Genomic DNA, 26,161 nt, shown 5'->3' with positions numbered 1-26,161 from the left:
AGAGTACTAATTACTCTCTTACAAAAAATCCTAAAACTAAACTAGATATTGGAACAGCTCCCACACCTACTAAAAAAGGTAAGGCAGAAAAAAGTTCTTGTCTTATTAAAAACATCATTGCAATACAAAGAACAACATATGATCCTAATCTAAAAGGATTAAATACCCCTCTTCCACTTTTAAAAAGATTTGAAAAAGTCTGCTTTAAACCCCCATTTTTCTTTCTTTCTTGCTTATAAAATTTAACAAACTCTTCTTTACTCATTTGAGATTCATTAGCTTGTTCATCTTCATCAAAAAGCTCATATTTATCATCAATTTTATCTAACAAATCTCTCTCTTGTGTAATTTCACCATTTTCAAGTCTTTTTTCAACCATACCTTTATATGAAATAAAAGAAGCAAAAATAATAAGCATAGAACAGATAAAGGCAACTTGGGTATTAATTAACCACAAGCCACCCATAAATAGTGAAAGAAAAATTAGAAAAATATTTGCCCCAATATAAACAAACGATATTTTATTCGTCGTCTTCATCTTCATCTTTGTATTCGTATTTTTTGTATCTCACATCATCTTTAAATTCAGCATATGATTCTACTTGTTTTTTATACGCTTTATACACATTTAAAATTGCAGCACTAACTCCCCAGAAAACACCTACCCATAAAAGCCAATCATGGCCAAACATATCCTTCATCAATAATCCTGCACCTACACCTAAAAGAACAGCGACTACTATAGAAACACCTAATGATAAGTTATCAGCACCATCTACAAGCTTTGCTAATCTTGGTTTTTCTTCATCTTTCGACATATTGTTCCTTTTTTCTAAATATATTTACAAAACTATTTCAGAGTTTTCATTATTTTTTTAGCAGCTTGTATACAATCATCAATAATCTCATCACTAATAGCTGCACAAATAAATCCTGTTTCAAATTGGCTACAAGCAAAATAAAAACCTTCATTTAACATAGCTTGATGGAATTTTGAAAAAGCTTCTCCATCACTTTTTAGTGCATCATCAAAATTTTTCACTTCATTATCATTAAAGAAAAAGCCAAACATACTTCCTCTTACATTCACTTGTAAAGATATACCAGCTTCATTTGCAGCTTCTTTAAAACCTGACACTAAACGTTTTGCTTTTGCTTCAAAACTACTATATAAATCTCTGTTTTCTATAATTTTACTCACTGAAGCAAGTCCTGCTTCCATAGCTACTGGATTCCCACTTAAAGTTCCTGCTTGATATACTGGACCATCTGGACTTAATTGATTCATAATATCTAATTTACCACCAAATGCACCAACAGGCATACCACCACCAATAACTTTACCAAAAGTTACAAGATCAGGTATTACATTACTAATTCCTTGAGCACCTTTTAATGAAGCTCTAAAACCACTCATAACTTCATCAAAAATTAAAAGAGTTCCATTTTCATCACAAAGAGTTCTTAACTCTTGTAAAAATTCTTCATCAGCAGGAATAAATCCCATATTACCAGCAACTGGTTCTATAATAATACAAGCAATATCATTGGAATTTTCAAAAGATTTTTTTACACTCTGTATATCATTATATTTTGCTAAAAGCGTGTGTTTTGTAAAATCAGCAGGAACGCCTGGAGAACTTGGTGTTCCAAATGTCAATGCTCCACTTCCAGCTTGAACTAAAAGAGAATCACTATGCCCATGATAACATCCTTCAAACTTCAAAATATCATTACGTCCTGTATATCCACGAGCCAATCTAATAGCACTCATAACAGCTTCCGTTCCGCTATTTACAAAACGAACCTTATCTATACTTTCAAACATATCACAAATTCTACTAGCAAGCTTTGTTTCAACTTCTGTTGGTGCTCCAAAACTAAGTCCATTTTTTACTGCTTTTATCACTGCATCTTCTATTGTTTTATCACAATGTCCAAAGATAAGTGGACCCCAGCTTTGAACAAAATCTACATAGCGATTACCATCTATGTCTACAAGATATGCTCCTTCTCCACGTTCAATAAACAGAGGAGTTCCTCCAACACTTTTAAAAGCTCTCACTGGAGAATCAACACCACCTGGAATTACATTTTGTGCTAAATCAAATGCTTGCTTACTTTTTTGTGTATTCATTATTTTCCTTCATTCTATATTTATTTTTTATCTATTTACTTCACTTGTAACATAAAAGTATAAAACTTCTATCTCTTTTTTTGTTAAAAAATATTTTGGCATTACTGAATTTGACTTTTTAAATGCTGCAAAAAATTTTCTTTTGGATAAAGAATTAATAGCAGGTGCAACTAACTCTTTTTGTTTGCCCTTATGTTTATATTTTGCTAGAACTGAGCCTTCACCTTTTTTTCCATGACAAGATATACAACCAATTCCTCGTGGATTGGAATACAACATTTTTGCATACTCCATTTTGGTTATAAAATCTTCAGCTTTCAAAGATATAAGTATGAACAACACACAAACAAAAATCCTCATTTATCCTCGCTTTATTACAAAAAAGATATAATATCCAAAATATTATTTAAGGGTACTAAAACATGCAAATTTTAGATGGAAAAGCACTTTCAAACAAAATCAAAGAAAATCTTAAAATAGAAAATGAAAAACTAAAAGAAAAAGGATTAATTCCTGGACTTGCTGTTATTTTAGTAGGAGAAGATCCAGCTAGTCAAACTTACGTTAACTCAAAAGAGAAATCATGCCAAGCAGCTGGAATTTATTCTAAAAAAATTACAATGGACGAAAACATTAGTGAAAAAGAACTTTTAGATACTATAAAAGAACTAAATATAGATGATAAAATCCACGGTATTTTAGTACAACTTCCTCTTCCAAAACACATAAATAGTGCAAAAGTTCTCGAAACAATTGTACCTGAAAAAGATGTAGATGGTTTTCATGAATACAATGTTGGAAAACTTGTAACTGGAAATGAAACTTTTGTACCTTGTACTCCACTTGGTGTTATGAAAATGCTTGAAGAGTATGGTATTAATCCAACAGGCATGGATGCTTGTGTTATTGGTAGAAGTAATATCGTTGGAAAACCTATGATGAACTTACTTTTAAATGCAGGAGCAACGATAACAGTTTGTCACTCTAAAACAAAAAATCTTAAAGAAAAAACTCTTCAAGCTGATTTATTAGTTGTAGGTATTGGAAAAGCAAATATGGTCACAGCTGATATGGTAAAAAAAGGTGCAATAGTTATTGATGTGGGTATCAATAGACTTGAGAATGGCAAACTTACTGGTGATGTTGATTTTGATAGTGTTGCATCTAAATGCTCATACATTACACCTGTTCCTGGTGGAGTTGGACCAATGACAATAGCAATGCTTTTACAAAACACCGTTACATCTGCAAAACGTTTCTTTGAGACTAAATAATGTTGAAAATTTTTTTATCAAAACTATTTAAATTCTCAAATTCTTGGGTTGGTACAATAGTTATTGTATTACTAGTGATATTTTTTGTAGCACAAGCATTTGTAATTCCGAGTGGAAGTATGAAAAGAACCCTACTTATAGGTGATTATTTATTTGTAAAAAAATTCTCTTATGGTACACCTACTCCTCATATCCCATGGATAGAAATTCCTGTACTTCCTGATTTTAATGGCAATGGTCACTTGATTGAAGGTGATAAACCACAACGTGGTGATATTGTAGTTTTTAGATACCCTAAAGCACCAAAAATTCATTATGTTAAACGTTGTATTGCTGTAGGAGGAGATGAAATTCTTTTCCAAGAAAAACACCTTTACATTCATTTTCATGAGGGTGAGAAATGGATGAGAGATAATTATCCAAAAGAAAAACTTTTTACACTTGCAGGAAAAACTTGGGTTTTAAATCCTTATAAAGAGAAATTTCCAGGAATCCAATATGATGAAGATGTAAATCTTTTTGAACAAATGCAAATGTATCTTGCTGCAAATGACTTTGCAATGCAACCTGTTGTTGTAGATGAACTACCAAAAAATGTAAATGCTGCATTTAATGCATTTTATAAAAGAGTCCCTGAAGGTGAATTTTATATGGTCGGTGACAATCGTGACCACTCAGAGGATAGTAGATTTTGGGGAAGTGTTCCATATAGCCTCATAGTTGGTAAACCTTGGTTTATATACTTTTCATGGGATGATGAGTATAAAATAAGATGGAACAGAATTGGACGTATTATAAGTAATCTTGAATATGACGAGCGTTATTTAGATGGAAAATGATAAGTATATGAAAAGTCCTATGAGATATAAAATAATTGCTATTATACTAAATATAATAGCAATTGGCTCTGGTCACTTTTATATCAACAATTACAAAAAAGCACTCTTTCTATTACTTATTCCAATTTTCATAGTATATTTATTTTATTTTATTTCAACAATATACTTTAACAAGTATGTTTTTATAATCAATATATTAATTATATTATCATTTTATATTTATTCTATTTATGATGTTATAAAAACAATAAATATCTCACATGTAGAAATAGAATATAAGGCTTTAACTAGTGTCTTTTTTTACTTAATAATAGTAAGCTTATTAGTTAGTCTTTTTATTTATTTCATGCCAATAAAAATTTTAACAAATCCATCAATGTCAATGTCCAGTACAATCATAACTGGTGATTCTATAACAGTAATTAAAAACAACAATGCTATTAATAGAGGGGAAATAGCTATAATTAATTATCCAAAAAATCCAGATGTCCTTTTTGTAAAAAGATGTGTTGCTGTTGGAGGTGATGAAGTACTTTTTCAAGATAAACATCTTTATATTAGTTTTCACGAAGGTGAAGCATGGATGAAAGAAAATTACCCACAAAACAAGCTACATGTAATAGCTGGAAAAACTTGGGTACTAAATCCATATAAAGAGAAATTTCCTGGTATTCAGTATGATGAAGACGTAAATCTTTTTGCTCAAATGAAAATGTTCCTTTCAGCAAATGACTTTGCAATGCAACCTGCTGTTGTAGCTGAACTACCAAAAAATTTAAATGCTGCATTTAATGCATTTTATAAAAGAGTCCCTGAAGGCGAATTTTATATGGTCGGTGACAATCGTGACCACTCAAATGATAGTAGATTTTGGGGAAGTGTTCCTAAAGAGCTAATTTATGGTAAACCATATTCTATATACTTTTCAGAATATAATTATGAATTTAAATGGAATAGAATTGGTATCAAATTATTATAGGAAAATAAATGGAAAATAGTGAAATCATCCAAATCGTATCTACTGTTTTAGCCTTAATGGTAGCTATTATAGGTCATGAGATCATGCATGGTTATATGGCCTATAAATATGGTGATAACACAGCAAAAAATGCTGGTAGACTGAGTATCAATCCTCTTGTTCATGTAGACCCTGTTGGGACAATAATTATCCCTGGTATTTTATTTGCCACAGGGGCTCCTTTTTTGTTTGGTTGGGCAAAACCAGTTCCTATATACATAAGAGAGGTTATAAGAAATGCTGGTTATAAAGGTGCTATTAATGTTGCTTTGGCAGGAATTTATTATAACTTTACTTTAGCCGTGATTGCATCCATTGTTCTAAAATATATGGATGTAGGGACTATTAGCTCATATTTTGAGTATTTCATAGCCTATTTTATATTACAGACTTTAGTTTATAATGTAGTTTTGGGATTTTTTAATCTTATGCCTATTCCTCCACTTGATGGCTCACATGCAGTAGCTTACTTTGCAGCATGGATGAGATGGGATAAAGTTGTAAATTTTTATAATATGATAGAGAGATATGGTATGGTAATTCTTATACTTATCATAGCTACACCAGCATCTCAATACTTTTTTGCTCCTATAAGATATATTATCTCTTTCTTAGGACCATAAAACCTTTACATGTAGAGGTTTTCTACATGTAAACTCTTTTAATCTTCAATTAATATCTTAAAATTTCTACATGTAAAAAGTAAAAGAGTATCACTTTTCAGTGATTTTAACTCACTTGAATAGCCTTTTTTTGCAAATAACACATAAATATCTGGTTTTATTTCTCCACTCTCACAATTCTCTTTTAACTTAGTTAATTCACTTTTTTTCATTTTAGAATTTGTATATTTACACGAACCTACTATAACTTTACCAGATTTTGTTTTAGCAACTAAATCAATATCTCTCTCATCATCCCAATATCTTCCTATATTATAAATCTTATCTTCACTGAAAGATTGTTTTATAAATTCGTGGGAGAGTTGGTCAAAAACAAAATCTGCAAACTGTGCTTTTCTATTTTCATAATTTGTATGAAACTCCTCAAAGTTCCCATCTCTAATACCTTTAAAAACAGGTGAGATAAAAGCAAACCAAAACCTTAAAAAAGGTGTTGCTAATAAAATTTTATCTGATACGTAACTATCTCCTACTGTTCTTTCAAGTTTAATTGTGCCTAGATCTCGAAACTTTTCAACACAGTCCATTCCATCATCAAAAGAGATTCTTAGTCTTTTAAAAGAAGAGTTAGTTCTTCTATCTCCAAGGACACTAGCACTTAAAATCGAGTGTAAAAGAGCGTCTCCTGTTGTTATATCAGAGACGAGATTTCGTAGGTGTTTATACTCTTTTAATATATGTTTTTCTATCAATTCAACTAATGGTTTAGTAGTATCAACCTTGACATCAAGGCCACCAAAAACAGCAAAATATTCTACTGCTATTTCCATATCTTTTGGGTTATTTTTTTTACAAAAAGCACTAAATTGCTTTTGTAATGTTAATTTATTTAAAATAATAATGAATCCTTTGGTGAAATTATAACAAAAAATTCTTACATGTAAAGAGTTCATTATAAAGCATATGGTATAATCGCGTAGATTACAACCAAAAGGATTTATGTGAAAATTTTTATTGCATCAGACCATGCTGGAGTGGCCATTAAACCTAATGTTATTGAAATGTTAGAAAAAAGAGGCAATGAAGTAGTCGATTTGGGAACTAATGATATTTCAAGAGTTGATTACACAGACTTTGCACATAAACTGTGTGAAGAAGTTTTAAAAAATAAAGATACTCATGGAGTTTTAATTTGTGGTTCTGGAATAGGCATGAGTCTAGCAGCAAATAAACACGTAGGAATTCGAGCGGCACTTTGTCATGATGCATATACAGCTGAGATGGCAAGAGCGCATAACGATGCAAATGTTCTTTGTTTCGGAGAAAGAATTGTAGGGCTTGGGGTCGCTGAATCCATTATCGATGCTTGGTGTAACGGAGTATTTGAAGGTGGAAGACATGCACAAAGAGTCAATAAAATAGAAGTAAATCCATGTTAATAGAATGGGTGATAACAACTACACTTGCTTCACTTTGTGTTTATCTAATTATCATGGTGTTTTACTATAAAACCCTTCTTAAAAAAGAAAAATTAGGTAGTGTCATTGTTAAATCAACACTCGGAGATGCAGAAGTTGTTATTAGAAAATACCAAGTACAACTCCAACGCTCACTTGGAAATATAGACATTTTAAGTGATGAATTAACAAAAGTTAAAAATGATTTAAAATCTCTTAGAACAAGAAATTCTCAATACAGAATGGAAAGTGACAAACTAAGGCAACAGATAAAAGAATTGCAAGGAAAAATTGAGGCACTTCTCTAAGATGGGAGTAGAAGTTATCTCATACAGTGCCTTTGGCATATTTTTACTTCTTTTTTTATACTTGAAATATATACTTTTTAAATAGGATAGGTGAATGAAAACATTAAATCAAAGTGATAAAGATTATTTATTAAAAACAATTAGAGACATTAAAGACTTTCCAAAACCTGGAATTATATTTAAAGACATTACAACACTACTTGGAGATGCAAAAGCATATAATTTTCTTATGGATCATTTAGCTGATAGATACCAAAATGAAGATATAGATTTTATTGCAGGAATTGAAAGTCGCGGTTTTATTTTTGGTGCTGCACTTGCTGCAAAAATTGGAGGATGTTTTGTTCCCATTAGAAAACCAGGAAAACTTCCTTACACAACTATTAGTGAAAAATATTCACTAGAATATGGTGTAGATGAAGTAGAAATTCATATAGATGCTTTTAAATGTACAAAAGAAAACCCAAAAGTTTTACTTATAGATGACTTGATAGCTACTGGTGGGACAGCAACAGCTGCGGTAAGTTTAATAAACAAAGCAGGAGCAACATGTGTTGAAGCTTGTTTTCTTTTAAATCTTACATTTTTACAAGGTGATGAAGAAATTAAGAAAACAACACCTGTATACTCAGTATTGGAATTAGACTAATGTACATTCCTAAAGCTTCAAAATTTGATCCTGATTCAAATGGGCACTTTGGTAAATTTGGAGGAAGATATGTTCCCGAAACATTAATGCCTGTACTTTTAGAACTTGATGAATATTATAAAACAATCCGTTTTGACGAAGATTTTTGGAGTGAAGTAGACACATACTTAAAAGATTATGTTGGTCGTCCTTCTGCTTTGTATTATGCAAAAAATATTTCCGATGAACTTGGGGCAAAGATTTATTTTAAAAGAGAAGATTTAAACCATACTGGAGCTCATAAAGTTAACAATACTATTGTTCAAGGTCTTATTGCTAAAAAAATGGGTAAAAAAAGAGTCATTGCTGAAACTGGTGCTGGTCAACATGGTGTTGCCACAGCTACAATAGCTGCTCTTTTAGGACTTGAATGTGAAGTTTTCATGGGCGAAAAAGATGTTGAGAGACAAGAGCTTAATGTTTTTCGCATGAAACTTTTAGGAGCTAAAGTTCACAGTGTAAAAAGTGGCAGTAGAACACTTAAAGATGCTATGAATGAAGCTATACGTTATTGGGTAACCAATGCAAGGGATACTTTTTATATCATAGGAACCGTGGCTGGTCCTCATCCATATCCTATGATGGTAAGAGACTTTCAAGCTATAATTGGATACGAAGCAAAAGCTCAAATATTAGCAAAAGAAAACCGCTTACCTGATTATGTTATTGCGTGTATTGGTGGGGGAAGTAATGCTATTGGTGCTTTTAGTCATTTTTTAGAAGATGAAGGTGTAACTTGTATTGGTATAGAAGCTGGTGGACTTGGCGTTGAAACTGATAAACATGGAGCTAGCTTAGAAAAAGGAAGTCCTGGAGTTTTACATGGACAAATGAGTTATCTTTTACAAGATGATGATGGACAAATACTCGAAGCCCACTCCATAAGTGCTGGACTTGACTATCCAGGAATTGGACCAGAACATGCTTATCTTAAAGAATTAAAAGAAGCACAGTACGAGAATATAACAGATCAAGAGGCACTTGATGCTTTTGTTTGGTTGAGTCAAACAGAAGGATTAATTCCTGCTTTTGAAAGTGCTCATGCTGTTGCTTATCTTAAAAAAATACCAAAAGAGAAAATCAAAAACTCTCTTATTATTGTAAATCTTTCTGGTCGTGGCGATAAAGACATGATCCAAGCAAAAGATTTACTCTCCTTTGATTAAGTATTGAGATGACTGATTTATTCATAGAACTTATCAAAGAACACGGCTATATAATACTTTTTATATGGAGTATACTTGAAGGAGAAATGGGTCTTATTATGGGAGGTCTCCTCTCTCATACAGGTGATATGTCCCTCCCAATAGCAATTTTTGTTGCAGGACTTGGTGGTTTTGCAGGAGATCAAATCTATTTTTATATTGGAAGATTTAATAAAAAATCTATTCATAAAAAAATGAGAAAACAAAGAAGAAAGTTTGCAGTTGCACATATACTTTTAAAAAATCATGGCTGGCCCATTATATTTTTTCAACGTTATATGTATGGATTACGAACTATTATTCCAATATCTATTGGGGTTACTAGATATTCAGCAAAAAAATTTGCATTTATCAACTTGCTAAGTGCCTGGGTTTGGGCTGCTATTACTATTACACCTGCCTATATTTTGGGAGAGAAGATTTTAGAAGTTTTAGATTATGCTCATGAGCATTGGTATTATGCCATTCCTGTAGCAATTATTTTTGCTGGTAGTATTTGGTATACATTTCACACGATAGAAAAAAATATTTTAAAAAAGAGAACACATGAAAATAGAAATAAGTAACAAAAAAATTAGTGAAGTTGCTGCTGATATAAAAATTGTATTTGTAGTAAATAAAGATTTAGACCATAAATCTGTAGAAGATAAAGAGACTTTAGAGTTTTTAGGTTTTAAAGGTGAAGGCGAAGAAGCTTGTTTACTTGCAGATAAAAAAACTGTTTATGTTGGTATTGATTCACTGGATGCTGATGAGATTAGATTGGGTGCTTCAAAAGCTATCAATGTTATCAAAAGCACAACTGCCAAAAGTATAAAAATCGGTACTTATTCAGATGATTGTCCTGGGGTAAATATAAAAGCAATGAGTGAAGCTTTTATCCTTGGTTCTTATTCTTATCAAAATTATAAAAGTAAGAAAAAACCTCTTAATATTGAGACTATCACTATTTGTACAGATGATTATAGTAGACCTGATGTTTCTATGCAAAGTGCACAAAAAGCTATAAAAGTGGGAACTACTATTGCAGAAGCAACAAACTTTTCAAAAAACTTAGTAAATGAAATACCATATGAAATGCATTCATTAAAATTAGAAGAGATTGCTAAGAGTTTAGAGTCAATTCCAAATGTTACATGTAAAGCTTATGGAAAAGAATTTTTAGAAGAACAAGGTATGGGAGCATTTTTAGCAGTCAATAGAGCAAGTCATATCCCTCCTCGTCTTCTTCATGTTGTTTATAAACCATCAAATGCAAAAGAAAAATTCGTATATGTAGGAAAAGGTTTAACATATGATACTGGTGGACTTTCATTAAAACCAGGTGATTATATGGTAAGTATGAAATCAGATATGGGTGGTGGTGCAGCAGTTCTAGGTATATTAAAAGGAGCAGCCGAGCTTGAACTTCCTTATGAAATTCATGCTATCGTGGGTGCTACTGAAAATGCTATTGGTCCTGAAGCTTATAAACCTGATGATGTATTAACTGCAAAAAATGGAACTACAATAGAAGTAAGAAATACAGATGCTGAAGGAAGATTGGTTTTAGCTGATTGTCTTGCTTATGCTTGTGAGCAAAAACCTGACTATCTCATAGATATGGCGACCCTTACTGGTGCTTGTGTAGTTGCACTTGGTGATTATACAACTGGTGTCATGGGACATTCAAGTGAGTTAAAACACTCGTTAATGAAAAGTGCAAACAAAAGTGGTGAATTAACAGGTACTTTACCATTTAACCGTTACTTAAAAAAATTACTCAAAAGCTCAATCGCTGATGTAAGTAATATAAGCTCATCTCGTTATGGTGGAGCAATTACAGCTGGAATGTTTTTAGATAACTTTGTAGAAGATGAATATAAAGATAAATGGCTTCACCTTGATATTGCAGGTCCTGCTTATGTTGAAAAAGATTGGGGATATAACCAATGTGGAGCAAGTGGAGCTGGTGTTAGAATGAATCTGTATTGGATGATAGAAAAAAGTAAAGAAGAGGACAAATAATGGGATTAGGTGTAGGTATCGTAGGACTTCCAAATATTGGAAAATCAACAACTTTTAATGCTTTAACAAAAGCGCAAAATGCAGAGAGTGCAAACTATCCGTTTTGTACGATTGAACCCAATAAAGCAATAGTTCCTGTCCCTGATAGCAGATTAGGTGAGCTTGCAAAGATCGTTAATCCTGAGCGTATTCAATACTCAACAGTTGATTTTGTAGATATTGCTGGATTAGTTAAAGGAGCAAGTGCTGGTGAAGGACTTGGTAATAAGTTTTTATCAAATATTCGTGAAGTTGAAGTAATCTTACATATGGTAAGATGTTTTGATGATGAAAACATTACTCATGTTGAAGGTGCAATTGATCCTATTAGAGATATAGAGATTATTGAGAGTGAACTTATATTTGCTGATATTCAGCAACTTGATAAAAAAGTTGATAAACTTCACCGTACTTCAAAAGCTGACAAAACAGTTCGTGCTACTCATGAATTTGCACTTGAGCTTAAAGCTCATCTTGATGAAATCAAACCTGTAAGTACTTTTGCTAAAAAAGATGACCCAATGTTTGAAGAGTTAGATAAAGAACTAAGATTTTTATCTAATAAAACAATTATTTATGGTGCGAATGTAGATGAAGACTCACTTTTAGAAGAGAATGAATATGTCGCTAAAGTAAAAGCTCATGCACAAGAAGTAGGAGCAGATGTGGTTGTACTTTGTGCAAAAATTGAAGAAGAGTTATGTGGACTTGATGAAGAAGAAGCTAATGAATTTTTAGCAGATCTTGGTATTGAAGAGTCTGGACTTAACAAAATAATTCATACTGCATTTGAAAAACTCAATCTTATTAGCTACTTTACAGCTGGCGTTATGGAAGTAAGAGCATGGACAATTACAAAAGGTTGGAAAGCTCCAAAATCAGCCTCTGTAATTCACAATGACTTTGAAAAAGGGTTTATTCGTGCAGAAGTAATCGCTTATGAAGACTTTATCGCTAATAATGGCGAAAATGGTTCTAAAGAAGCTGGTAAAATGCGTTTGGAAGGAAAAGATTATATTGTTGCTGATGGCGATGTAATGCATTTTAGGTTCAATGTCTAGTGATTTAACACAAGGGTGTATAAAAAATCACTTAAGAAGTATCGCTATACCTTCTAGTATAGGGTACTTCTTTCATACAATGTTTAATGTCACAGATACCTATTTTGCAGGTGATATATCAACACAAGCTGTTGCTTCTTTATCTTTAACTTCTTCAATCTTTTTTATTGTTATTGCAATTGCTGGTGGTATGAGTCAAGGCTTGACTGCTCTTTTAGGAAATGCTATTGGTCAAAAAGATATTGTCCATGCAAAACAAATCATTTTTCATGCCGGTATTTTAGCTCTGTTTTTATCTATTATTTTAACAATTATTGGACTTATCAGTGCTCCACATCTAATTGTACTTTTAAAAGCAGATGGTCAATACCTAGAAGAGGCACTTGCTTATGTAAATATAATCCTTTTAGGAGCAATATTTTATGTTGGAGTATTTTTTTCTAATGCAATTCTAAACTCTATAGGTAATACTATTGTTTTTAGAAATTTTTTAATTTCTGGTTTTTTACTCAATATACTCTTTGATTTTTGGTTTGTAAAAGGAGGTTTGGGAATTGCACCTCTTAGTGTAAAAGGTATAGCTTATGCAACGATTATTGTAGAGTGCTTTGGTATGGCTTATCTATTATACAATGTCAAAAAAACTTACTTACTCAAAGACCTACCTAAATTCAAATTTGATATCGATATCATTGTTTCATTTTTTAAACAAGGATTTCCTCCTACTATGAATATGTCTCTTATGGCATTTGGTACGTTTATTCTTACTTATTTCATAGCATCTTTTGGACAGCATGCTATTGCTGGATATGGCATAGCTATTAGGATAGAACAAATTGTACTCCTACCTAGTATAGGAATTAATGTAGCTGTTCTTGCTATTGTTTCACAAAACAATGGAGCTGGTTTATTTGATAGAATAAGGCAAACCATGCAATATGCACAAAAAGTTGGTTTAATGCTGTGGATTATAGGAATGTTTTTTATTTTTGCTTTTGGTGAGTTTATGATTTCCTTTTTTAGCAAAGATCCTTTAGTAATAGATGCAGCAATGAGCTATCTTATAGCTGCTGGAATTTCTCTTTATGGATATGTCTTAGTTTTTATAAATGTCTCTTTACTTCAAGGCATAAAAAAACCTTCACTCATAATATACCTTAGTCTTTTTAGGCAACTTATAATTCCTACTATTTTATTTAGTATTTTTTCCTTTTATAAGTTAGCTTTAGGTTATTATTGGTTTGGACTTGCATTAACCGTATGGTCGTCTGCTCTTTTTATTCTTTGGTATGCAAAACGAAAACTACAAGAATTAGATCCTATTTAAATATAAAATAAGCTTATTTAAGTATACTAAAAATGATAATCATTATAAAAAAAGGTGCACTGTGGAACTCGTTAGTGAATTTTTAAGCAATTTTTGGCATTTTACAAGTTTAATTTCATTTTATATTATTTTTGGTCTTATAATTGCTGGGATTATAAAACAGATAATCCCAGATAGTTTTATACAAAAGCATATTGGAGAAAACTCAACAAGCTCAATTTTTAAAGCTGCTCTTTTAGGAACCCCTCTTCCTCTTTGTTCATGTAGTGTAATTCCTTTTGTTTCATCACTGCAAAAAAGTGGCGCAAGTAAGAGTGCTTTACAAACTTTTTTAATTTCAACTCCTATTACGGGTGTTGATTCTATTATGGCAACTTATGGGGCCTTTGGCTTATTTTTTACTATGTACAGAGTTATAACATCTATTGTTATTGCAATCATAGCTGGATTTTTATCTATGATTTTTATTAAAGAACAAAAGCAGATAAAAAACAATCTTTGGACAACGAATAAACCAACTGTAAAAGAACCTATAATTTCTTTACATGTAAAAGAAAAAGCTCCTTTTCTTGATAGAGTTTTTGATTATGCTTTTAATCAACTTTTTAGTGGTATTGCAAAATCTTTACTTATAGGAATTATTCTAGGTTCACTTTTAAGTACTTTTATCCCAACTGATATGACCTCACTTTTATCAGATAACTTATTTTTGAGTTATATATTTGTACTTCTGATTGCTATGCCTCTTTATGTTTGTGCTATTACATCTATTCCTATAGGGATTACTTTAATACTCACTGGTTTTTCTCCTGGAGCAGCGTTTGTTTTTCTCACAGCTGGTCCAGCTACAAACCTAGTAACTATTTCTGTTATACAAAAAATACTTGGGAAAAAATCTACTGTCATTTATATTAGTTCTGTTATTCTTGGAACTACATTTTTTGCGTATATCATGGATACAGTATTTTTAAACTTTTTAAGTTCAACCATAAATAGTGTAAGTGCAGAAGAAGATGCTAGTCTTTTAGAGGCTATTTTCTCTGTTATTATGTTAGGTTTAATGTACAAATATATAAAACCTCATAAAAAGACAAAAAGCTGTTGTAGTTAATCCTGCAACAGCTTTTCAGGTTTACCAAAAGCATACCCTTGTGAATAGTCTATGCCCATCTCATTAATAATATTATAAATTTCTTCTGTTTCTACAAATTCTGCAACGGTTTTAATTTTCTGTTTTTGTGCAAAAAGAACTATTGTCTCAACAATATTTTTGCTTAGTTTATTGTCTTTGATGTTTTTAATTAAACTTCCATCTATTTTTAGTAAGTCTGGTTCATATTGTAAAAGTCTCTCAAAGTTTGAATATCCTGTACCAAAGTCATCAATTGCAATTTTCACACCATACTCTTTTACTTTTTTAATAAATTTCTTAACTATATTAAAATCTCTTACATCTTCACTCTCTAAAAGTTCAAAAACTATTCTTTCAGAATCTTCTTTGTATTCATCTAAAAGTTTAAATATAACTATTTGCATATCTTTTGACTCGATATCTAGTGTAGAAATATTGATAGAAATTTCTTTAGTAGTATCTTTAAGTCTAATAAAAGAGTTTTGAAGTACTATCCTTGTAACTTGATCATAATATCTCCCTTTTTTAGCAACTTCTAAAAATTTATCAGGAGAGACGACTTTGCCATCATGAGTTATGAGCCTTACAAGAGATTCGTACTTATCAACTTTTTTTGTTTTATTGTTAATAATTGGCTGGAAATAAGAGATAACTTTTTTATCATCAAGTGCAACTTTAAGAGTATGTAAGGTTTCTATATTTTGTAGAGCAATAGAATACTCTATGCCAGAAAGTCCATCAGCATAAATAATATCTTGTTTATTTTCTATAGCTTTTTCAATACCAATTTTTGCATCTTCATATGTTTGAATCACACCATAAGTATAACTACAAATTGCCGATATGTCATACTCTATTTTTCCCAGTTTCACTACATAATTTTTAACATTATTCAAAAACTCTTGTAACATTTTTCGTATCTCAGCACTAGTATGCTGACAAGTCCTTCTATCTTTTGCAAAGGCATATAACCCCTGACCAAGATGATACACTCTTTGAAAGTTACATTTATTTGGTAAAAGATGTAAAAGAGCATCTCCAAACGCTTTTTCTATCTTTTCAACACTTGCTTTATCATAAAATTTTTCTAAGGTATTATAATCTTCAATTTGAATCATTATCAAAACAGAAAGCTTATTTGTCTCAAGATAATCAAAAAGTTGATTTTTATCACTCATGATTGAACTTATATCATGGCGTAGTGCTATAAACTCTTTTATATTATTTTGAGTATCTAATATAGGGCTAACCGTAGTACTCACATAGTATGAATCACCATTTTTGGCTTTATTTTTAACAATCCCTTGCCAAGTTTTTTTCTTATCTTTTACTGTTTCCCACATGTCTTTAAATGCAACTGCAGGCATATCTGGATGCCTGATAATATTATGACTTTGCCCTATTAACTCTTTGTTGGTATAACCGGAGATTTTACAAAAATTTTCATTTGTATGCGTAATGATTCCATTGATATCGGTTTTAGAAATGATTGCTGATTGATTTGTGATATTTTCATACTGTTTAATTAAAGAAAGATTTTTTTCATTTTCATACATAATTTGTTGTTTGTTATAAGATGTTTTTAATGTAACAAACATAAAAGTACATAACAATACTCCTTCAATGACATACAGAGCATCAGTACTTATGTAAAAAAAAGCAATCATAGTAGGGAAAATCATAGTTAAGTTGTAAAAAAATATTGCTATAAAAACCGTACCCAATGTTAAAATAGAACCAGAAGAAAGAGCAAATAAAAGAGTAATCATAAAAAATACTACAGTTTCTGATGAGTTAAAAATAGCAAAAGTTAGTATGAATCCCCATAAAGAACCACTCAAAATAATGACAAAAAGATATAATTTAAAATAGAGTTTTATTTTACTAAGAGTAAAATTAACAATATAATAATTTAATTTTTTACCACTATAAACTCTTATTAAAACTGTACTTATTTGTAAAGTAAGCCATATAAATAGATAGTGATTATGAACTATTGTATCTTGTAAAATAGTTATAATAAATAGTGGTGAAACCAAGTTTATAAGGATTACACCAATATTGAATGAATTGGCCATAAGCTGCATTTGACTATAAGAATAATCTAGTTTAAAAATATCTTTGAATTTAAAATTCATTGTATACCCTAAATATTATATTACTTTACATATCTTTTCGCTAAATTTTATAGGTTCATCTTTCCTACATGTAAGCTCTACCATATCTTTTTCAAAAAACATAACTATGGTTGAACCCATCTCAAAACGACCTAATTCATCACCTTTTTTGAGCCAAAGATCTTTATACATGTAAGGTTTTTGTGTAGAAGACTTTGCATTTGTTTGGATTGTTTCATCAAAAACAAATTGCATCTTCCCTACATTTAAGGCTCCAACAAAAACCATATAAAAAAGTTTATCATCTTTTGTATAACACTCTAAAACAACTCTTTCATTTTCAACAAAAAGCTCAGGAATTTTTTTAAGCCATGTAAAATTTACAGGATAAAGTTTTCCAGGGATATGAACTGCTTTTTTAATTTGCATATCCATTGGAACATGATATCGATGATAATCCTTAGGTGATAAGTAAAAGTTAATATAATCACCATCTATCAGCCTATCTTTCTCTTGTTTTAAAATATAATCACCCAAAAGATTTCGCACTCTATACGAGTGACCTTTTATCATTAGAGCTTTTTGCTCTTGTATATTTCCACACTCACTAATAAAAGCATCACATGGAGAGATAAACTCATGTTCATCTGCATCAATATCTCTTTTTGTTTTTAACTCTCGTGTAAAAAGTTCATTTAAACTCTTATAGCTTGAAATATCAGGGCATTCACTCAAATTTACTTTCATAAGTTTTACATATGATTTATTTATAATATTTTGAATAATATTTGGAAATTTATGAGAAGCAAAACATCCAAAAATACGTGAAGCACAAGAACTTTTAAAATTAGTCATTAATCTCTTTCTTTATGAATTATCTGTTATAATAACATCTTTACATGTAAAGGAATATAAGAGTGACATTTAACGAACTAATAGAAAATAAAGATATGCTAAAAAATCTTAATGATTTAGGATATACAAACCCAACAGCGATACAAGAGAAGGCTTTACCTTATGCTTTAAACAAACAAGATGTTTTAGCAAAAGCAAAAACAGGAAGTGGAAAAACTGTAGCTTTTGGTATACCAATCCTTCTAGACGTTAATGTCAAAGAAAAATATAAAACAAGTTCTATTGTTTTAGCTCCAACAAGAGAGTTGGCAGACCAAGTTGCAAAAGAGTTAAGAAAAGTAGCAAAATTTAAAAACAATATCAAGATACTTACTCTTTGTGGAGGAACTCCTATGAGAGGACAAATCCATTCACTTGATCATGGAGCACATATAGTAGTGGGAACCCCTGGTCGTGTTTTAGCTCACTTACAAAAAGGTTCATTAAATCTTAAATATATTACATCCCTTGTTTTAGATGAAGCTGATAGAATGTTAGATATGGGCTTTTTTGAGGATATTGAAAAGATTTTAGACTTAACTCCAAAAGAGAGGCAAACTCTACTTTTCTCTGCAACATTTGATGATAATATACTCAAATTAAGTAAAAGTATTCAAAATGATAGAATTGAAGTACAAATAGAAGAAGAAAAATCTACAATACAAGAGAGATTTTTTAAGTTTAGTGAACAGGGAATTGAAAATGCTATTTTGCATTATAGACCTAAGTCTTGTATCATTTTTTGTAATACAAAAATAAAATGTAAAGAGTTAGAAGAGAGACTCCAGAGTATTGGTTTTGACGCTCTTACAATAAACAGTGATTTAGACCAGATAGATAGAGATGAAACACTCATAGAGTTTGCTCATAAAAGTTGTACTTTTCTCATAGCTACTGATGTTGCTTCAAGGGGATTAGATATACCTAATGTTGATTTAGTTATAAACTACGATTTACCAAAAAGTGAAGAGGTTTATACTCACAGAATAGGAAGAACAGGTAGGATGGATAAAGAAGGTATTGCCATCTCTTTTGTAAAAGGCTATGTAGAGTATATAGACACAGAACTTGAAGATACAAATGCTTTACATGTAAAGGATAAAACTCCATATAGTGCCGATTTAACTACACTTTGTATAGATGGAGGCAAAAGAGATAAAATACGCGCAGGAGACATCCTCGGTACTTTAGTAAAAGATATTGGTCTTGAAGCAAAACATATAGGAAAAATAACAATCAATAGAAAAGACTCTTACGTATCTATTGAGAAAGAATTTGCTAAAGAAGCATTCGAAAAACTCAAAGAGACAAAAATAAAAAATAAAAAAATCAGAGTCTGGATGCTCGCATAATAACTATAAAGAGCATAAAATTTATGCTCTTTATTCACTCCTCAAAAAAGTGCCTACATCTATTAGCTAGTGCCCTCTTCCTAAAAGCTCAGAAGCGTCCATCACAACCATAAAAGCATCAGGATCAGTCTCTTTAATCAACTCCCTAAGAACTCTTAATCTACTTAGTTCTACAACAATAAATATTATTCTTTTAGGCTCATCTACATGTAAACCTGTACAATTTACTATTGAGCCGTAATTTCCTAGTTTTTGTATGATTTTTTCACTTATCTCTTCTGTTTTATCAGAGACTAAATGAACTACTTTTTTACTAGGATTTCCACTTAAAAAAACATCTATACATCTTGAAGTTACGTAAATACTCACCAAACTCCACAAAGCTTTTTCAACATCTTTAAAAATATAAATTGAACTTAGTACTATAATAACATCTATAAAAAGTATGACTTGTCCATGTTTAATCTCACTATTGGCACAAATTACTTTAGCTACTATAGAAGAACCACCTGCACTTGAGTTTCCTTGAAACATAAAACCTACACCAAGCCCAATCAGAGCTCCACCAAAAACTGTGGACAAAAATATGTTTTGTGTTAATCCCGTCAAATTTAAAGTATCTGATAAAAAATCGACACAAAATGATGTCAAAACAATCGTAACAATAGTTCTAATGGCAAACTGCTTACCAATATACTTTATGCCTATCATTAAAAGAGGGATATTCAAAACTATCATCATAGTTCCAACTGAATATCCTGTAAAATGATGAAGTAAAATAGCAGCACCAGGAGTTCCACCTGTTGTTATATTGTTTGTTATAAAAAACAGAACAACACCTAATGCTACAAAAAATGAGCCTAACGATAAAAATGTATAATTTTTGATTTCTTGTTTAAATTGCAAGATTATCCTTTACATGTAAAATTTAAATTTAATTGTCTACATGTAAAGGGTTATAATTGAGCAAAAGAGTTGTTTTGTGAATTTAAACGGTTATGTTTTAACAAGTCAAAACTTTTCATTCTTAACATAATACTCTTTCAATTTTTTCTTTATTATATCTAAATCTTGATCTCTATTTTTGCTATTTTTTTCATCATTTGTTTTGTTCGTCTTAGTTATGAAGATGAAAGAGTTATAAATATATAAACATCTTAAAGATATCTTAGAAAAAAGAAGTTTTAGTTTATAAACTCATTTACATGTAAAGATATTATATTCAATTTGCATACATACTTAATAACGTATCTATATTAAGAATTTCTACTTTATTTTGCTCATCTATTAAGATTAGATCTTTATTTTTAAACTTTGTCAAAGTACGAGAAAGTGTTTCAGGAGTAAGATTTAATAAAGAAGCGATTTGAGTGTTTTTAAGTGTATCAAACAACTCTGTGTTTTCTACTAAAAATTTTGCTATTTTTGCTTCTGCTGTTAAAACTATCTCATTGGTTATAACTTCTGACATAATTTTAAGTTTTCCAGCGAGTGATTTGATGATTTTTAAAGATAATTCTGGATTTTTAAAAAAGCTTTCTTCTAACTTTTGATAATCTATCTTCAGTACTTCTCCTCTACTTGTAAATTCCGCAGTTGCAGGATAAGGAATCTGCTCAAAATTTGCCAGTTCAGCTACCAAACTCACTGGTAAAAACTGATGCAAAAAGATTTGAGTTCCTTTATGATTTATTTTGTAAAGTCTTAAAACTCCATCTAAAAGAATATGCAAGTATTTTGGCTCATCTCCTTCATAAAAAAGTATCTCTTTTTGGTTGTATTTTTTTATGACTGATATATTTTTTAGTTTTTTTATATCTTCCTCAGCTAAGTGAGAAAAAAATGGTATCTCTTTTATTCTATTCATATCTTATTGTACCATACTAATCATATTGTGAAAAAATATATATCTAACACAACTTTATAGAGTTTTTACTACTCATATATTATTTTTAAATCATATCAAATAGTTAAATTTTATTAATTAAATAAATTAGAAGTAAAAATAAATTGACTTTTATTTTATTTTTCTAAATTATATTGTTACTATACGAAACGTTTTATCGCTTACTCCCCATTTGACGGACACAATAATGATAACCATCTGACATTTTAATGTAGTATTGATATTAAATAATGTCGGAAAGGGTTATGGATGAGCATTAAATTAAAATTAAATTTCGTTGTTGCTTGTGTTTTAGTTGCCTTTATTGGGCTCTCTTTTTATGCTACTTTTATTGAAAGTAAAATAGAAATGTTTGAAAAGATTGAAAACAATCTATCTCATATGAAAATAGATGTTTTAAAATTACGGAAAGATGAAAAAGACTTTTTAGCTAGAAATAATTTAAAATATGCTAAATCATTTCAAAAAGATAATTTACTTTTAAAAAAAGATATCTTGAAAATTAAAACATTTTTAATTCAAGAAAATATTGATCACGCTCAAATTGATAACTTTGAAAAAATAGTTCGCAAATATGACACCATTTTTTCAAAAATTGTTGCTTTGAAAAAAACAATTGGACTTACACCCAAAGATGGTTTATATGGAGCACTTCGTAATTCTGTTCATACTGTTCAAGCAAGTGCAAAATCACAAAATGACACAGCTTTGATGTCCCTAGTTTTAACTCTTAGAAAACATGAAAAAGATTTTATGTTAAGACATGATCCTAAATACATAAAAAAATTCAATAGTGTATATACTCAAACAGCTGCTTATATCAATACTTTAGCGAACAACTCTACCTTAGTAGATAATTTGAATCTTTATAAAAAAGATTTTTTAGCACTCTTTGAAGCTGAAAAAAACATAGGGCTTGATCATAATTCTGGATTAATGAAAGAAATGCGCACCATTGTCCATCAAGATGAGACAATCTTGGAAGCCTTACAAAAAGAATTATCTATAAATGCTAAAGAGACTATCTCTTTTTTAAATAAAACTTTATACACAACAGGTATTTTAGTAATTGTCTTAATACTAGGTGTTATTTTATTTATTGCTAAAGGTATTGAAAAATCACTGAATATTATAGAAACAACATCTTTTGACTTATCACAAGGAGAAGGAGACCTAACACAACGCTTAAAAATAAAAGGAAAAGATGAGATAGCAAAAGTTAGTCAAAATATTAATGCTTTTATTGAAAAAGTACAAATAACTGTCAAAGAAGCAAAATCAAGTAGCGCAGAAAATAGCTCCATAGCAGAAGAGTTATCACAAACTTCACTCCAAATAGGACAAAAAGCTGAAACAGAAGCACAAACCGTACAAGAGGCAACACAAAAAGGGAAAATATTACAAGAAGTTTTAAATAATTCTATTACTGAAGCTAAAGAGACAAAAACAATTATCACCCAAACAGGGAATAACCTCGAAAAAGCAAAATCTAAAATCACACAATTATCCAGCGATGTTAATCAAAGTTCTGTTTTAGAAATAGAAATGGCAGCAAAATTACAACAGCTAAGCACTGATGCTGAGCAAGTTAAAGATGTTCTTACTGTTATATCAGATATTGCTGACCAAACCAATCTTTTAGCTCTCAATGCAGCTATAGAAGCAGCACGAGCAGGAGAACATGGACGTGGTTTTGCTGTTGTTGCTGATGAAGTACGAAAACTTGCAGAAAGAACACAAAAATCACTTGCAGAAATTAATGCTACTATTAACATCATCGTACAATCCATCCAAGACACAACAGATCAAATCACAAAAAATTCTCACAATGCGAGTAAACTAGCGGAAAATTCAAGTGAAGTTGAACATGATATTGACCATAGTGTTAATGCTGTACAAAATACCATTTCAGATATAGAAAAAATCATCAATGGCTACGTTAAAAATGCAGAAATGACAACAGATATTATCCATGAAATAGAAGGAATAAATAATCTCTCTAGCGAAAATGCTAGAAGTGTAGAGGAAATATCAAGTGCGGCAAACCATATGTCACAAATGACTTCAAAATTGAGTCTTTTACTCAATCAATATAAGGCATAAATAGTAAAATGGATAAAAAGCACATTCTAGATAGATAGTGCTTTTTATTTTACTTAAGAGTGTGGAATTTTGACCGTATATCCAACAGCTCTAATATTAGTTATAAAGTCCTCTTTTAAATGACTTTTTAGACGGTTTATTTCTGCTCTAATAGTTGCTATATCAACTTCAACATCATCCCAAACATAATCCATAAACATTTCATAGCTACACACAATCCCTCTATTATAGGCTAAATACTCAATAATCTTTGATTGTCTTTTGGATAGTACTTGTGGTTCATTGTTAAAATACAGCGTCATATTTTCAGTATTAAAACTATAACAACTTGAGAGTCTTTTATGTTTTCTTTTTATTGGTATAATCTGAGAAATTCTATCTATTCTTAGGCTTAATTCTTTGAGATGAAAAGGCTTTTTAAGATAATCAAAACACTCCAATTCAAATGCATGTGAAATATCTTCAATATTTGCATGAGTTGAAATAAAGATAACGGGAATCATTCTTTTTTGCTCATGCAATTTTTCTATAATGCTAAACCCATCTATATTAGGAACATTTATATCAAAAATCAACAAGTCAAACTCTTCTTTTTCTAAAATATCCCAACATACATTACCATCTCGTACAGAGGTCATCAAATGACCAATAGAAGTAAAATATGTTGAAATAGCTGCATTTAGTAAAATATCATCTTCTAGTAATAAAATCTTCATAGCACACTCAAATTAAAAATATAACAAAAAGTAGTAGCTTCTTCATCAGAATAAAGTGTAATTTCCACTTTTTCCTCCTTGCAAATTCTTTTAACAAGATTAAGTCCTAATCCAAATCCATCTTGAACCTCTTCTTCTCGGTAAAATTCTTCAAAAATTTTATCAGGATCTTGAATTTTACGCGAATAAGATTTGATACAAAAATGCACTTTTTCACCCACTCTTTTAAGAGTTACAAAAATAGCTTTATTCTCAAAAGTATATTTAATAGCATTTGAAAGATTGTTATCTATAATTCTTTGCAATTTTGTTTCATTAAAATCAATAATCATTGGATTATCACTTGTTTCAAAATGAATCTTAGATTCTGCCTTACTAGCAATTTGTTCAAAAAAATCAATTCTTTTTTGTATAAATTCAACTAAATTAATTTTATTTTTTAAATATACCAATTGATCTTTTTTAATAAGATAACTCAAATCATCAGATAGAGAAAAAATACTTTTTACAGCCACTTCAATATTTTCTAAATACTCTTTTTTTTCAAATTTTATATCGTGTAGTTCAATATTTGCCATAATAACACTCAAAGGAGTATTTATCTCATGTATGGTATGAGATAAAAACTGTTTATGAGAAGCTAAAAGCTTCCTAGAATATCGTATTTGTTCTTCTAATCTTCGTGATTGAACTTCATAATCTCTAGCACTTTGCTGAATAAGATTTGTTAAAGATTCAATCGTTTTAGCATACGATTTTTCTTCATCTTCTTCTTTATTTTCCAAACTTTTCGCGTATAGATTCATGTCACTATTTTCACATTCACTTAACGCAACAACTGTCAATGTTTGATTAAGTAATTCATTATGTCCCTGGTTGTGATAGAATTCAGAATACGTAAAAAAACCTGCTGTTGGAGCAAGTCTTGCAAATGGTTCAACTTCAAGACGAATTAAAGCTGGCATATACCGCCTTCTTGCCATACAAGAATAGATATAAAAAGTCTCTGCTTGCACACCATGAAGTTTTGTTAATGCTTTGATTGGATCATGCATCAAAGCTTGTACATCAGCAAAACCAATTCTTACTTCATCCCCTTCGCCAAGATTTCCTGCACAACTTAAACTACCATCTTCATGCTTAGCAATAACAGCTCTTGCTGTCATAATTCCATCTTTTTCTATAATGAGTGGAAACTCTGTCTGAGAAGCGTGGTTTTTAAGATATTTTTCATAAAATTTTGCTGAAGTCATACCATCGATTTTATAAATTCTGTTACCTTGAACTTCATCAATTGTATGTTTGACTCCTATACTTTTCCAATCAAATTTATAATCTCTAGCAACTTGTAAGACATCAGAATTTAGAGAAACGCCCACTACACCTTTGGATAAAATCGTATTTTGTGATGAAATATAAGTTTTTTCAAATTTTCCATTATCCCCAGCCATCCCACCACAAATAGGAATAGATGCATTATAAGACTCAATACCATTGAGAAGATCTTCTGCATTAATAGCAGTTCCATCTGAAAATAAAATAAGAAGTTTTGTATTTGGTTCAATCAACTCAGTAGCAATTTGTACACCACTTTTAAAAGCTTCTTCTTCTTTAATATAAAAAGTTTTAAGTGTTGTGTTTTTAAATATACTAATAGATATACTTGTTTGAAAAGTACTTACCATACCTTCACAAATCTCTCCATCTGTAGTGGTTCCTATGCAGATTGCCTGAGGAATATTGTGTAAAAGAGTATTAACAACTTTTTTAAAAGTATTTTTATCTTGTCCACAAAAAACTTGTATTAAAACATTTTGTTCATTTTCAAACAAAGAAAAGTTTATTAACTCATCTAATGAACCATTGGTGTATCCATAATTATATGTTTTCATTTTTCTCTCTTTGTAACAAAATAAAACATAAATTTTATGTCTATTTTATTATGTAATTAAAACTAC

25 protein-coding genes and 2 pseudogenes are annotated in these 26,161 nt (G+C 30.4%); 16 read left to right on the top strand and 11 right to left on the bottom strand.

Annotated features, from left to right (window positions below):
* Positions 1-10: 10 nt before the first annotated feature.
* The 4 genes from K354_RS14275 to K354_RS0111225 are packed head-to-tail and all read right to left on the bottom strand — an operon-like array spanning position 11 to position 2,479.
* Positions 11-538, bottom strand: a complete 528-nt coding sequence (locus tag K354_RS14275) for a hypothetical protein (protein WP_051505435.1) — start codon at positions 536-538, stop codon at positions 11-13.
* Entirely contained in the window at positions 522-818 is a 297-nt protein-coding gene (locus K354_RS0111235; protein ID WP_024955599.1) for an AtpZ/AtpI family protein, read from the bottom strand. Before K354_RS0111235 ends, K354_RS14275 begins: the two co-directional genes overlap by 17 nt.
* A gap of 32 nt (positions 819-850) precedes the next feature.
* Positions 851-2,137 (bottom strand): glutamate-1-semialdehyde 2,1-aminomutase, encoded by a 1,287-nt coding sequence (gene hemL / locus K354_RS0111230; protein WP_024955598.1) that lies wholly within the window; start codon positions 2,135-2,137, stop codon positions 851-853.
* Between the two features lie 27 nt (positions 2,138-2,164).
* Positions 2,165-2,479, bottom strand: coding sequence for a c-type cytochrome (locus K354_RS0111225; RefSeq protein WP_425426686.1), 315 nt, complete (start codon positions 2,477-2,479; stop codon positions 2,165-2,167).
* Between the two features lie 80 nt (positions 2,480-2,559).
* On the opposite strand from K354_RS0111225, the gene folD reads away from it, so the two are divergent.
* Genes folD through K354_RS0111205 form a run of 4 tightly spaced genes read left to right on the top strand, consistent with a single transcriptional unit; the run spans position 2,560 to position 5,891 of the window.
* Positions 2,560-3,411, top strand: a complete 852-nt coding sequence (gene folD, locus K354_RS0111220) for a bifunctional methylenetetrahydrofolate dehydrogenase/methenyltetrahydrofolate cyclohydrolase FolD (RefSeq protein WP_024955596.1) — start codon at positions 2,560-2,562, stop codon at positions 3,409-3,411.
* Entirely contained in the window at positions 3,411-4,250 is an 840-nt protein-coding gene (gene lepB, locus K354_RS0111215; RefSeq protein WP_037940706.1) for a signal peptidase I, read from the top strand. Before folD ends, lepB (K354_RS0111215) begins: the two co-directional genes overlap by 1 nt.
* Positions 4,240-5,229, top strand: a complete 990-nt coding sequence (gene lepB, locus K354_RS14270; RefSeq protein WP_156928231.1) for a signal peptidase I — start codon at positions 4,240-4,242, stop codon at positions 5,227-5,229. The genes lepB (K354_RS0111215) and lepB (K354_RS14270) overlap by 11 nt, the downstream gene beginning before the upstream one ends.
* Positions 5,230-5,237: 8 nt before the next feature.
* Entirely contained in the window at positions 5,238-5,891 is a 654-nt protein-coding gene (locus K354_RS0111205; RefSeq protein WP_024955594.1) for a site-2 protease family protein, read from the top strand.
* Positions 5,892-5,929: 38 nt separating this feature from the next.
* Here K354_RS0111205 and K354_RS0111200 read toward each other — a convergent pair whose 3' ends face one another.
* Entirely contained in the window at positions 5,930-6,721 is a 792-nt protein-coding gene (locus K354_RS0111200) for a DUF234 domain-containing protein (RefSeq protein WP_051505439.1), read from the bottom strand.
* Between the two features lie 171 nt (positions 6,722-6,892).
* Between K354_RS0111200 and rpiB the strand changes: the two genes are divergently transcribed.
* The 9 genes from rpiB (at position 6,893) to K354_RS0111155 (ending at position 15,094) form a co-directional block, all read left to right on the top strand.
* Positions 6,893-7,330 carry a ribose 5-phosphate isomerase B gene (gene rpiB, locus K354_RS0111195; RefSeq protein WP_024955592.1) on the top strand — a complete coding sequence of 146 codons (438 nt, stop codon included), beginning with the start codon at positions 6,893-6,895 and terminating at the stop codon, positions 7,328-7,330.
* Positions 7,324-7,656 carry a hypothetical protein gene (locus tag K354_RS0111190; protein ID WP_024955591.1) on the top strand — a complete coding sequence of 111 codons (333 nt, stop codon included), beginning with the start codon at positions 7,324-7,326 and terminating at the stop codon, positions 7,654-7,656. The genes rpiB and K354_RS0111190 overlap by 7 nt, the downstream gene beginning before the upstream one ends.
* A 94-nt stretch (positions 7,657-7,750) precedes the next feature.
* A complete protein-coding gene (locus K354_RS0111185; protein ID WP_024955590.1) occupies positions 7,751-8,305 on the top strand; it encodes an adenine phosphoribosyltransferase in 555 nt (184 codons plus the stop codon).
* Positions 8,305-9,510 carry a tryptophan synthase subunit beta gene (trpB, locus tag K354_RS0111180; protein WP_024955589.1) on the top strand — a complete coding sequence of 402 codons (1,206 nt, stop codon included), beginning with the start codon at positions 8,305-8,307 and terminating at the stop codon, positions 9,508-9,510. Before K354_RS0111185 ends, trpB begins: the two co-directional genes overlap by 1 nt.
* A gap of 8 nt (positions 9,511-9,518) precedes the next feature.
* Positions 9,519-10,115, top strand: coding sequence for a DedA family protein (locus K354_RS0111175; protein WP_024955588.1), 597 nt, complete (start codon positions 9,519-9,521; stop codon positions 10,113-10,115).
* Positions 10,096-11,556: a leucyl aminopeptidase gene (locus tag K354_RS0111170; protein ID WP_024955587.1), complete on the top strand. Its 1,461-nt coding sequence runs from the start codon at positions 10,096-10,098 to the stop codon at positions 11,554-11,556. The genes K354_RS0111175 and K354_RS0111170 overlap by 20 nt, the downstream gene beginning before the upstream one ends.
* A complete protein-coding gene (gene ychF / locus K354_RS0111165; RefSeq protein ID WP_024955586.1) occupies positions 11,556-12,656 on the top strand; it encodes a redox-regulated ATPase YchF in 1,101 nt (366 codons plus the stop codon). Before K354_RS0111170 ends, ychF begins: the two co-directional genes overlap by 1 nt.
* Positions 12,649-13,983 carry an MATE family efflux transporter gene (locus K354_RS0111160; RefSeq protein WP_024955585.1) on the top strand — a complete coding sequence of 445 codons (1,335 nt, stop codon included), beginning with the start codon at positions 12,649-12,651 and terminating at the stop codon, positions 13,981-13,983. Before ychF ends, K354_RS0111160 begins: the two co-directional genes overlap by 8 nt.
* Before the next feature lie 61 nt (positions 13,984-14,044).
* Positions 14,045-15,094 (top strand): SO_0444 family Cu/Zn efflux transporter, encoded by a 1,050-nt coding sequence (locus tag K354_RS0111155; protein ID WP_024955584.1) that lies wholly within the window; start codon positions 14,045-14,047, stop codon positions 15,092-15,094.
* Here the strand turns inward: K354_RS0111155 and K354_RS14265 are convergent.
* Both K354_RS14265 and K354_RS0111145 read right to left on the bottom strand, forming a co-directional pair.
* Positions 15,091-17,253, bottom strand: a complete 2,163-nt coding sequence (locus tag K354_RS14265; protein WP_024955583.1) for a bifunctional diguanylate cyclase/phosphodiesterase — start codon at positions 17,251-17,253, stop codon at positions 15,091-15,093. The genes K354_RS0111155 and K354_RS14265 overlap by 4 nt on opposite strands.
* A 15-nt stretch (positions 17,254-17,268) precedes the next feature.
* On the bottom strand, positions 17,269-18,087 hold the full coding sequence (locus tag K354_RS0111145; RefSeq protein ID WP_024955582.1) for a phosphatidylserine decarboxylase: 819 nt from the start codon (positions 18,085-18,087) through the stop codon (positions 17,269-17,271).
* Positions 18,088-18,149: 62 nt separating this feature from the next.
* Between K354_RS0111145 and dbpA the strand changes: the two genes are divergently transcribed.
* The gene (dbpA, locus tag K354_RS0111140) at positions 18,150-19,478 is read left to right on the top strand and encodes an ATP-dependent RNA helicase DbpA (RefSeq protein WP_024955581.1); all 1,329 of its coding nucleotides are present in this window, start codon (positions 18,150-18,152) and stop codon (positions 19,476-19,478) included.
* Between the two features lie 66 nt (positions 19,479-19,544).
* On the opposite strand, the gene K354_RS0111135 is transcribed toward dbpA, so the two are convergent.
* On the bottom strand, positions 19,545-20,384 hold the full coding sequence (locus tag K354_RS0111135; protein WP_024955580.1) for a YitT family protein: 840 nt from the start codon (positions 20,382-20,384) through the stop codon (positions 19,545-19,547).
* A 316-nt stretch (positions 20,385-20,700) separates the two neighbouring features.
* Positions 20,701-21,345: a Crp/Fnr family transcriptional regulator gene (locus K354_RS0111130; protein ID WP_024955579.1), complete on the bottom strand. Its 645-nt coding sequence runs from the start codon at positions 21,343-21,345 to the stop codon at positions 20,701-20,703.
* A 288-nt stretch (positions 21,346-21,633) separates the two neighbouring features.
* Here K354_RS0111130 and K354_RS15415 point away from each other — a divergent pair.
* Positions 21,634-22,626, top strand: a pseudogene (locus tag K354_RS15415) (methyl-accepting chemotaxis protein); the annotation flags it as partial.
* 363 nt (positions 22,627-22,989) lie between these two features.
* Positions 22,990-23,487 (top strand): annotated as a pseudogene (locus tag K354_RS15410) (methyl-accepting chemotaxis protein); the annotation flags it as partial.
* 53 nt (positions 23,488-23,540) lie between these two features.
* Here the strand turns inward: K354_RS15410 and K354_RS0111120 are convergent.
* Positions 23,541-24,203: a response regulator transcription factor gene (locus tag K354_RS0111120; RefSeq protein ID WP_024955577.1), complete on the bottom strand. Its 663-nt coding sequence runs from the start codon at positions 24,201-24,203 to the stop codon at positions 23,541-23,543.
* Positions 24,200-26,095, bottom strand: a complete 1,896-nt coding sequence (locus K354_RS0111115; RefSeq protein WP_024955576.1) for an FIST N-terminal domain-containing protein — start codon at positions 26,093-26,095, stop codon at positions 24,200-24,202. The genes K354_RS0111120 and K354_RS0111115 overlap by 4 nt, the downstream gene beginning before the upstream one ends.
* Positions 26,096-26,161 lie beyond the last annotated feature (66 nt).

Source organism: Sulfurospirillum arcachonense DSM 9755, assembly GCF_000597725.1.
In the GTDB taxonomy this organism is placed as follows: domain Bacteria; phylum Campylobacterota; class Campylobacteria; order Campylobacterales; family Sulfurospirillaceae; genus Sulfurospirillum_A; species Sulfurospirillum_A arcachonense.
This window is presented reverse-complemented; position numbering and strand designations above follow the sequence as displayed.